The organism is Ureibacillus sp. MALMAid1270, from assembly GCF_049202975.1.
In the GTDB taxonomy this organism is placed as follows: Bacteria; Bacillota; Bacilli; order Bacillales_A; family Planococcaceae; genus Ureibacillus.
Genome location: NZ_JBMIRP010000098.1, coordinates 1 through 10,125 on the forward strand (window position 1 = coordinate 1; position 10,125 = coordinate 10,125).

The following is a 10,125-nucleotide window of genomic DNA, read 5'->3' on the forward strand; positions in this document are numbered from 1 at the left end:
CAGTTCGGGAATTTGCCTCCGGCTTCCTTCAGATTCCACCTCACGGTGGACACCCTTGCCATTAGCTAACAGTTCCTACTGCCAAGCCTGTAGTGGACTTTCACCACCAAGTTATAGCCCATGCCGGGCGCACAATAAAAGAAGAACTGCCAAAATGACAGTTCTTCTTTTATTAGGTCTATTAACAGCAACTACTAGCCCCGATTAAAACTAATCCCGGACCATTTTCATTTTCATCTTTGTCCAAAGTTAATTCTTCAACTCCAACAACTTGAGAATCAATTGCTACTTTGATTCCATTAATTGTTTCAACTTTATCTGTTTCTTGTGGTTGATCTAATGAAATTGAGAATTGTGGACCACAGCAACCAGCTACAGATGAAAGTCGAATCCCTTCTGCACCTTTTTCATTTAAGAAATCTTCTAATAATTGTTTAGCACCATCAGTGATTTTCATTTTTGGTTTCCCCCTAGTTATATTAAGCATCTGGAAAGATTCGTTTTAAAGCATCTTTCATTTGTGGTTTTACATTGATTTTTGGTCGTGCTTTCTTTGCCATTTCTTCTGCTTCTTCAATTGTATCAGCTTTTCCTAGCGCCAGTAGTGTACCAATGGCTACAGTCCCAGTACGGTTACTTCCTCCTTGGCAATGGAAATAAACATTTTCCCCAACATTATATGCACTAACAACTTTTTCAATCGAGTTTTTAATCGACTCATCTTGTTGTTCTGCATTATCAACGATTGGGCTATGAACTCGATTATAGTCTGTGTTTTCCTCGACTGCTTCTGCTCTTAAATCAAATATGATATCTACTTTCTCGTTTTTTACTACCTCTGGAATATCATCCGCACCTCCGATAAAGATGCGATTTTTTATTAATTCGTTATAACTTTTTTCTATCATGTTATTAGCCCCCGGTTACAATTGTTTACTCCAGTCATGAACTGCATTACCTTCTAAAAATCTTTCAGCATCTAATGCAGCCATACAGCCTGTTCCTGCTGCTGTAATTGCTTGTCGGTACTTTTTATCTTGCACATCTCCACAAGCGAAGACTCCAGGTATATTTGTTTCAGTTGTACCTGGTACAACGTTGATGTATCCTTTTTCGTCTGTATCAATTTGTCCTTCTAAGAAGGATGTATTTGGCGTATGACCTATTGCAACAAAGATACCATTTGCTTCGATAAGCTCTTCTTCATTCGTTTCATTATTTTTCACCTTTAGTCCTTGTAGTCCATTTTCACCTGCCACTACTTCTATAGGTGTTTTATTAAGCGCCCAAGATATTTTTGCATTATCCCTTGCACGATCTTGCATAATTTTAGAAGCTCGAAGTTCATTTCTTCTATGAACAACAACGACTTCATCAGCAAATTTTGTTAAGAAATTCGCTTCTTCTAAGGCTGAATCGCCACCACCAACAACTATTACTTTTCTATTTCTAAAGAAAAATCCATCACATGTTGCACAAGCACTAACACCAGCACCCATGTATTCTTTTTCTCCTGGAATGTTCAACAATTTTGCTGAAGCACCTGTAGAAATAATTAAAGCTTCTGTTTCAATTTCCTCATCATTTCCAATTTGGATTTTAAATGGTCTTTTTGATAAATCAACTTTAGTTACCCAGCCATTTTTAAATCGAGTGCCAAAACGCTCTGATTGTTTTCTCATGTTATCCATTAATTCAGGTCCCATAATGCCATCTATAAATCCGGGAAAGTTTTCAACTTCCGTTGTAATTGTTAACTGTCCACCTGGTTGACTTCCTTCAATGACAAGAGGATTCATGTTTGCCCTTGCTAAGTAAATTGCAGCAGTCAATCCTGCTGGTCCAGTTCCTAAAATAACTACCTTTTCCATCAATAACACCTTCTAGTTTATAATATAATCTTTTAACTTATCGTATCCAACTTTTTCTTCAGGCAACCAAGGAATGACTGCACATTTCGCAGCCTTATTTTCACTTACCTCTTGAATCCATTGCTTTTCAGACATCGCTTTCCCTTTTAAGATAGGATCATTTGTATAAGTAGCAGACAAACTTTGATTAATCACCCACCATGTTGGCGTAATACTTGCTCTTATTAAATCATCCTGTAATCTGGAAGCTTCTAAAACAGGTGTTGCTTCGGCAAGTGTCACAATAACAACGGCTGTCTCTTTCGGGTTACGAATTCGTGGTAATAATTCTTTTGCACTTTCTGGTACTTCTCCAGTGGAGCGTTCAATTTCCTTCGTATAAGATTGCGAAGAATCTAATAACAACAAAGTATGGCCAGTTGGTGCTGTATCGATGACCACAATTTCATTTTTTGCTCTCGCAACTACTTCTGCAAAAGCGTGGAAGACCGCAATCTCTTCTGTACAAGGTGATTCCAAATCTTCTTTTAAGTAGGCTAGACTTGCTTCATCTAAATGCTCACTGGATTTAGCTATCACATCTGCTTTATATTTTTCAACTTCCTGTTTCGGATTTATATTACTTATTGTAAGGTTTTGATTTAAATTGCCACTTTGGAATTGATACTCTAAGTGAGCAGCTGGATCTGTCGTTGTTAAATGAACAAGATGTCCTTTTTCTACAAGACCTACTGCAATGGCAGATGCTATCGTTGTTTTCCCAACGCCACCTTTACCCATTGTAAAAATTAATTTTGTGCCATTGGCTGAAAAATCATCAATCACTTTACTTAATCCAGGAAGATTGATTCGTTGATTATCCGTATCATGATTGTCGGTCTGGATATTATCATTGAACAAATTTCGTAGGTTTTCAATACCTGTTAACGAATACGATACATATGGTAAAGAGTATGTTGTAACGTCTTTTAAGTGTTTAGGCATTCTCTCTAAAGCACCACTTTGGCGACGATAAAATGCTGAAGAAATTTCATCATCTTCGTTGTGACTTTGAAGAAGACCATTAACAATTAACATTTGGTTTTGGATGCCTATTTCCATTAACTCTTTGGAAGCACGTTCAGCTTCTAAAAGAGCCGAAACGTCTGGTCTTGTTACTAATATTAAAGTTGTTTGTTTAGCATCTGAAAGTGCAGATACAGCTTTTGAATAGAGTTCTTTTTTATCTACTAAACCAGATAATGGTCCTAAACATGATGCTCCATGTGTACTTTCCTCTAAAAATCCATTCCAAGCAGTCGGAAGCTGCAAAAGACGTAATGTATGCCCTGTTGGTGCCGTGTCAAAAATAATATGGTCATATTGATTTACGATTTCGTTATTTGTTAAGAAACCTGTAAATTCATCAAAGGCTGCAATTTCCACCGTACATGCTCCTGATAATTGTTCCTCCATTGAAGCAACGATTGCTTCGGGAAATTTATCACGATAGGGGCCAACAACACTTTCACGATAAGCTTTTGCTGACGATTCTGGATCGATATTACTTACATAAAGATTGTCAACATTCGGAACCGCTTTCGGTGTACTTGTTAAATCAATTCCGAATACATCTTGCAAATTTGAAGCTGGGTCAGTACTAATTAGTAACACTTTCTTTCCTGCATCCGCAAATGCCACTGCTGTAGCACAAGCCGTTGACGTCTTCCCTACCCCGCCTTTTCCAGTTAAGAACAGGAATTGTGTATGAATCTTATCGGGACTAAATCGTTGATACATAGCCACTACCTTCTTCCTAGATTATTTCAATTGATTTAAATTAATCGAAAGTCGAGTTTTAGGCTTTTCATTTAACTCTTCTTCTTTAACCCCAAACCATTCGGCAAATTCCTTATTCGTTGGATAACTACCGACTTTTACAACTTGATCATCGACAATAATAGTCGGTAAAGCATCCAATCCTTTTTCAATGAAAATACGTTGCATTTCTTTATTCACTGCAAATACTTCAGGATTACTGGTTAACTGATAACGTTTTATATTAAACCCTTTTTGCTCTAATGAATAAACAGCTGATGCAACTCTTGTTAAATTGGGATCTACACTAGGTCCACAAACACCTGTAGAACAACACATTGCTGGATCGAAAATTTCAACTTTTGTCATAAAAATCCTCCTATATTATCAAATAAGCATATACTTATTTATAGCCTAAAAGAAGACCAAGAGAGAATACTCTTGGCTATATATTGATTATTCGCCTGTTTCAGCAAATCGTTTAATTCTGTCACCAATATCATCACGAACACGTTGGAAAACAGTCCACTTTTCTTCATCAGTTCCTTGTGCTTTAGCTGGATCATCAAAGCCCCAATGTTCGCGTTTTACAGATGGTGGAGTAACTGGACATTTATCTGCAGCATCTCCACATAAAGTAACGACTAGATCAGCATTATTTAGGGTTTCAAAGTCAATAATATCCGACGTTTGATTAGAAATATCAATTCCAATCTCATTCATAGCTTTCACAGCATTAGGATTTAATCCGTGAGCCTCAATTCCCGCACTTTTCACTTCCCAATCAGGTAACAGTTTTTTTGCCCAGCCTTCTGCCATTTGGCTTCTACAAGAATTTCCTGTACATAAGAAGTATAATGTTTTTTTAGTCATGTTGCGTTTTCTCCTTTTATTCACCTTATCAATTATTTTAATAGGTTGCCTTGTTCTATATAATATAATTCATCTAATAAATCATCATATTCCATTCCACATACCCATGCTAAGGTTTGGATAAAGAACTTTGATGGCTCTGTCTGGTTATTTTCTGTTTTTATTAGATACCCGTTAGAAACTTTTAATTGTTCTGCCATTTCTTGAACAGTGAATTTTTTATTCTCACGAATTTTTTTAATTCTTTCACCAAAATTTTCTTTTTGTTTAAAATGATTATTTGCTTTATTTACATCAAATACAATACCAGGTTCTCCCTGTATAAATTTTTTAATATGATCTTCAATATCATCTCTTACTCGTCTGAAATCATTTAAAATTTCTTCTTCACTACCCTGTGTTTTTGCTGGGTCATCCATAGGCCAATGATAATGACTTGCTCTAGGTAAGATTGCTGGACAACTTTCTTTCGCTTCCTTACATAAGGTAACTACAACATCCACTTCAGTAAGCAATTTGGCATTTACAAAATCGGAAGTTTGATTTGAAATATCGATACCTTTTTCTTTCATTACTTCAATAGCTAATGGGTGTACCCCTCTAGGTTCGATACCTGCACTATAAACTTTAGATGAACTTCCTAAATAATGTTGTCCAAATCCCTCAGCCATTTGACTTCTGCATGAATTTCCTACACATAAAAAATAGATTGATGGCATGTGAATTTCTCCTTTAGAAAATTAGTAGAGTTATGAATAAACCTAATAATGTAATAAAAAGTATCGGTATTGTTAACACAATACCTGTTTTAAAATAAGTACCCCACGATATTTTGACACCCTTTTGGGAAAGAACATGAAGCCAAACAAGTGTTGCAAGTGAACCAATTGGTGTAATTTTTGGACCTAAATCTGAACCAATGACATTCGCATAAATAAGAGCTTCTCGAACAATTCCAGTCGTATTAGTTTCAGCAATAGCTAATGCGTCAATCATTACAGTTGGCATATTATTCATTACAGAAGATAAGATTGCTGCTATAAAGCCCATTGCCATAGTTGCAACAAATAACCCTTCATTAGCAAATGTTTCAATCAAACTTGCTAATGAACCAGTTAGCCATGCATTACCTAAACCATATACAACCACATACATTCCAATTGAGAAAAATACGATATTCCACGGTGCGCCTTTAATAACGGCTTTTGTATTTACAACACTACTTCTTCTAGCCATTAGTAAAAAGAAGATAGCGATAATACCAGCCACAATAGATACTGGAGTATTAATAAACTCACTCATAAAGTAACCGACTAGTAATAAACCAAGAACATACCACGAAAGATGGAACATTTTTAAATCCTTAATAGCTTCGTGTGGTTTTCTTAATTTAGATATATCGTACTCTCTCGGTATACTTTTTCTAAAATAAATTAATAAAACTGTGATTGTTGCAATTAAAGAAAATAGGTTTGGAATGATCATTCTAGACGCATACTCAACAAATCCAATATTAAAGAAATCTGCAGATACAATATTCACCAAGTTACTTACAACGAAAGGTAATGATGTTGTATCGGCAATAAATCCACTTGCCATAATAAACGGAAAAATCATTGCTTCTTTAAAATTCAAATTTCGTACCATTGCTAATACAATCGGTGTTAAGATTAATGCTGCTCCATCATTTGCAAATAATGCTGCAACAATTGCCCCTAAAATACTTACATAGACGAACATTTTAACGCCATTACCTTTTGCAGCTCTTGCCATATGTAATGCTGCCCATTCAAATAAACCTATTTCATCTAATATTAATGAAATTAGAATAATTGCAACAAAAGATAAAGTTGCGTTCCACGTAATTCCAATTACTTCAGAAACATCATTAAAGTCAACAACTCCAACTAATAAAGCTAGAATCGCACCTCCACAAGCAGTCCATCCAATGTTCAACCCTTTTGGCTGCCAGATGACAATAATTAGTGTTACTAAAAAAATGACTGTTGCTAAAATTGCAGTTACCACTAAATTCCCTCTCCTTACTCACATGAGATGCGTAAACCTTGTTCTTCTAATTCTTGTAGATAATAGTCTTGGTTAGGGAGGTGCATTAATAAATTACAAATTAAAGGGTAGAAATTACAATCTCTGTTCAACGAATAAATAATCCATTGCCCTTTTCTTGCTTCGTTAACTAGACCAGCATCTTTCAATTTACGAATATGTTGACTAATTGCTGGTTGACTAACTTTAAAAATTTCTACAAATTCACATACACAATAGTCATTGGTTTCCAACATTTTAATCATCGTTAAACGAGTTTTATCACCTAATAGCTTCAATATTGACGCTGTTTCATCTATTTCCAGTATCGAAGTCTGCAACCTAAGCACCTCCCTTGAAAATTTATATTAGTATATAAAGATTTGCTTATATACTAATACACTTATATATATTATGCAATTGTTTTCTTGTGAATTTTTTATTAAGAAAAAATATTTGGTGCTTTTGTAAACTGCCCTGAAGTTGAACAATCACACCTATTTTTTACTAAAATATCCGCATTTCTTTAAAGGGGTTGTTCAACATTATGGCCCTTAAATGAAAACAGACGCATTTCTTAGAGAAACGCGCCATTTGCTTAATATCAGAAAAGTGAATGTATTGCAAAAGGACCCAAAGTTATTTTACTTATCCGCACTTTCGTACAAGTAGGGGTTGCACTAACATTTTATCCTAAGAGAAAAAAGATATGGGTCGGAACAGCATAAGAATTAACTTTTACATTATATTTTTTCAAGTATTCCTTTTAATTCAACCAACTTATTCTTAATAAAAGGGTCTGTTTCTTCAGGTAGCTGTTCTAATTTGAAAAATTCAGCTTCAATTTCTTGATTTGCATCAGGCGTTCCTTCTCCTTCATAGTCCGTACATAGATAACCTATTGCTACAATGTGATACTCATCTTCACCATTTTCTGGCTTTGTATAGAGTTCCAGACCTGAATAAACACCAAATAATTGTAATGAATTTATCGTTAGCCCTAAATCAGCTTGTATATTTCTTTTAATACATTCCTCAACTGACTCATTTAACTGCAATATTCCACCGGGAATACCCCATGTTCCACCTTTGTATCTATTCAGTAAAATTTCTCCTTGATTATTCAAGATAGCTACACTTGGTCGTACTATTATCAAAGGCGAGTTTCCAATCATTCCCCTCATATTTTCACAATAATCCATAAGACCCTCCTACGAAAATTGATTAATGAACTTTGTAACATTGCCTAAACAACAACTACCTTGAGGATTATTAATCTCGCACCCACACCGATTTTCTTTTATATTTTCACGAATATGTTCTACTGGATTAGGGGTAATTCCTTCTTTAACATATTGTTTAATTTTTTCTTTTGTCCAATCAAAACAGTAACAAATTGGTGTAGTTACTGAGCCATCTTTTTGATGAACGGCTACCTTTATGTCAGATACAAGGTACTTTTTAGTATTCGTATCAAAATAGACTACATCACAGACTTCGTTTGAACAAAAATAGTGATTTTCTTTAGCGTTTAAAGTTTCTAATGCAGATGGTTTAAGCAATGATTTTAGTGTAATCAACTTTACATTTTTAGATTTATTTTTACACGAAGGACAAATACCATTATTTTCATTTTTTATTTCTTTAACGTTACTACAACAATCTTCCATCATTCTTCCACCTTTACAATTTATCTTTTTCTATTAATATTCTTCTATTTTCCTTTTTTAATCCAATAAAGTTTCCGATAATAGGACATTTGTAAATATTTTTATTTTCAGGACATCTTTCTTTAAGGTCTATCAACATTTGTTCAATTTTTTTAAGATCTTCAATTTTACGCTTTATGTCCTCTAATTTAAGAACAGTGAAATCATATATATCACGGCACTTTACTTCGTTGTGATCGACAACCCCTAGCAACTTATCAATTTCATTTAAGGTAAATCCCAATTCCTGCATCCGTTTTATGAATTTCCACCGGTCAACTGTTTGTAGAGAATACATTCGGTATCCATTTTCGGTACGATCAGGTTCAAGAATTAAACCTAAACGCTCATAATACCGAATGGTCTCCTTATTAACGCCGCACTTTTCAGCTAGTTCTCCAATACGAAGTTGCATTTATTTCACCTCATATAAAGTATAAACCCTTTACCATAGTACAGGGTCAAGGGAAGTATTATTTACTATATTATCGTTCTTTAACTATACTGCCATTTACGATATGCCTTATTCAACAATATGGCCCGTAAATGAAAAATGAACGTCTATTCTTTTTTAGGAATTGCGCCCGATTGTTGAATAGAAAAAAATTAATAAACAGGGTTTTCAATGGAAACTTTTATCTATCTAATTACTAAAATAACATGTTAAACGCAAGCCATAAGTATCTTTTAAATAAGTATCAGTTGCCAAGATAATTTGTTTCATTGAATTTGTAATCTTCGATATCGAGACTCCTGGCTGAACAATCGAAACTTCAAATTCTGTTTCATAACCAGATTTCACCATCTTTTTTAACATCTGAAGTTTTTGTAAATCTCCCTTCTCAAACCTTGTTTCATCATAATTTTTCTTTCTTATGTTTTCTCGTTCAATCATTCTTTGAACAATTTCTAGGACATTATCATTCCACATGATTGATTTTTCAGCCTGACCACATACCTCATACTAAATCTGAAACCCGAGCGCCAGGACGATCTCCGCCTGAGAATTTACAATGATATAGATGAAAGTTGATCTTCCGAGTTTCCATATCGATTTTGACTGAAACGATATCTGAAATCTCTCCCGATCCATCATCATCAAAAATAATATCCGATGTTCGATCTACAATGTTATGTATCGTAGCGTATTGTATTGAATTAGTCTTTCTTTCTCTTCCTTGAGATTCAGATTTTATGTTTACCCCTAGTCCATTCCAGTCGATAGCAATTAAAGAGTCTAGTGGCAATTTAATATCACTTTTTGATTTGATAACTGTTTTTAAATTTTCTTGGACAACAATAATAGTTCCGTCATTTTGTATAAACGATATTTCTGGTGAAAACTCGTACATATAATCAGTCATTTTAACAGTTTTATTATTGGTCTTGACTTTCAGTTCTTCACCTTCAATTTGCTTAAAACTAAAAGAAGTATCGGTTAAAATCTGCTCAAAGACGAATATCCTTTCATTTATCCAAAATTCGAAACGAAGATTTCCATTAACTAAAATGGGATTTTTCAAATCCGTTTGAAAGAATGGATATTCATTTTGTTCTTTTGATAAATATAATTTTTTAGTAGAAGAATTGGAAATTTCAATAGTTTCAGGCATCATTATTTTATAAGGAACACCTTTTGGAAATTCCTTAATAACTTCTAATGTGAGTGAATTATTTAATATATTATTACTCAACTTTCGCACCAATAAAGTAGGTGATCCACGTTGATTGTTAATGGCCTGCGGCCTTTTCATTATGTTACTTGACAATCTTAATGAAAAATGAAAAACACCTCGTTCTTTTGGTATAGTGTAATTAACTAGAAAACA

Annotated in this window: 13 protein-coding genes and 2 pseudogenes; all 15 read right to left on the bottom strand. The window is 34.3% G+C overall.

The genetic code is table 11. The features are described from left to right. Positions 1–181: 181 nt before the first annotated feature. Positions 182–457 carry an adhesin gene (locus ACOQFO_RS16665; RefSeq protein ID WP_421690806.1) on the bottom strand — a complete coding sequence of 92 codons (276 nt, stop codon included), beginning with the start codon at positions 455–457 and terminating at the stop codon, positions 182–184. Positions 458–479: 22 nt separating this feature from the next. Next, on the bottom strand, positions 480–908 hold the full coding sequence (locus tag ACOQFO_RS16670; RefSeq protein WP_421690807.1) for a protein-tyrosine phosphatase family protein: 429 nt from the start codon (positions 906–908) through the stop codon (positions 480–482). Positions 909–923: 15 nt separating this feature from the next. Next, positions 924–1,871 (bottom strand): thioredoxin-disulfide reductase, encoded by a 948-nt coding sequence (gene trxB, locus ACOQFO_RS16675; RefSeq protein ID WP_421690808.1) that lies wholly within the window; start codon positions 1,869–1,871, stop codon positions 924–926. Between the two features lie 12 nt (positions 1,872–1,883). After that, positions 1,884–3,650, bottom strand: coding sequence for an arsenical pump-driving ATPase (gene arsA / locus ACOQFO_RS16680; protein WP_421690809.1), 1,767 nt, complete (start codon positions 3,648–3,650; stop codon positions 1,884–1,886). A 21-nt stretch (positions 3,651–3,671) separates the two neighbouring features. Continuing rightward, a complete protein-coding gene (arsD, locus tag ACOQFO_RS16685) occupies positions 3,672–4,037 on the bottom strand; it encodes an arsenite efflux transporter metallochaperone ArsD (RefSeq protein WP_421690810.1) in 366 nt (121 codons plus the stop codon). Between the two features lie 87 nt (positions 4,038–4,124). After that, positions 4,125–4,541, bottom strand: coding sequence for an arsenate reductase (thioredoxin) (gene arsC, locus ACOQFO_RS16690; protein WP_421690811.1), 417 nt, complete (start codon positions 4,539–4,541; stop codon positions 4,125–4,127). Between the two features lie 32 nt (positions 4,542–4,573). Further along, complete coding sequence (locus tag ACOQFO_RS16695) at positions 4,574–4,876, bottom strand: helix-turn-helix domain-containing protein (RefSeq protein ID WP_421690818.1); 303 nt, start codon at positions 4,874–4,876, stop codon at positions 4,574–4,576. Beyond that, a pseudogene (arsC, locus tag ACOQFO_RS16700) lies at positions 4,859–5,260 on the bottom strand (arsenate reductase (thioredoxin)); the annotation flags it as partial. The gene ACOQFO_RS16695 and the pseudogene arsC (ACOQFO_RS16700), both read right to left, overlap by 18 nt. Positions 5,261–5,273: 13 nt before the next feature. Next, positions 5,274–6,569 carry an arsenic transporter gene (locus ACOQFO_RS16705; RefSeq protein ID WP_421690812.1) on the bottom strand — a complete coding sequence of 432 codons (1,296 nt, stop codon included), beginning with the start codon at positions 6,567–6,569 and terminating at the stop codon, positions 5,274–5,276. A gap of 14 nt (positions 6,570–6,583) precedes the next feature. Beyond that, positions 6,584–6,928, bottom strand: coding sequence for an ArsR/SmtB family transcription factor (locus ACOQFO_RS16710; protein WP_421690813.1), 345 nt, complete (start codon positions 6,926–6,928; stop codon positions 6,584–6,586). Between the two features lie 402 nt (positions 6,929–7,330). Continuing rightward, positions 7,331–7,789 (bottom strand): NUDIX domain-containing protein, encoded by a 459-nt coding sequence (locus ACOQFO_RS16715; protein ID WP_421690814.1) that lies wholly within the window; start codon positions 7,787–7,789, stop codon positions 7,331–7,333. 9 nt (positions 7,790–7,798) lie between these two features. Beyond that, positions 7,799–8,257, bottom strand: a complete 459-nt coding sequence (locus ACOQFO_RS16720) for a putative iron-sulfur cluster-binding metallochaperone (protein ID WP_421690815.1) — start codon at positions 8,255–8,257, stop codon at positions 7,799–7,801. Between the two features lie 13 nt (positions 8,258–8,270). After that, positions 8,271–8,711 carry an Hg(II)-responsive transcriptional regulator gene (gene merR, locus ACOQFO_RS16725; protein WP_421690816.1) on the bottom strand — a complete coding sequence of 147 codons (441 nt, stop codon included), beginning with the start codon at positions 8,709–8,711 and terminating at the stop codon, positions 8,271–8,273. Positions 8,712–8,939: 228 nt separating this feature from the next. Then, positions 8,940–9,227 (bottom strand): hypothetical protein, encoded by a 288-nt coding sequence (locus tag ACOQFO_RS16730; RefSeq protein ID WP_421690817.1) that lies wholly within the window; start codon positions 9,225–9,227, stop codon positions 8,940–8,942. A 28-nt stretch (positions 9,228–9,255) separates the two neighbouring features. Then, positions 9,256–10,125, bottom strand: a pseudogene (locus ACOQFO_RS16735) (hypothetical protein); the annotation flags it as partial.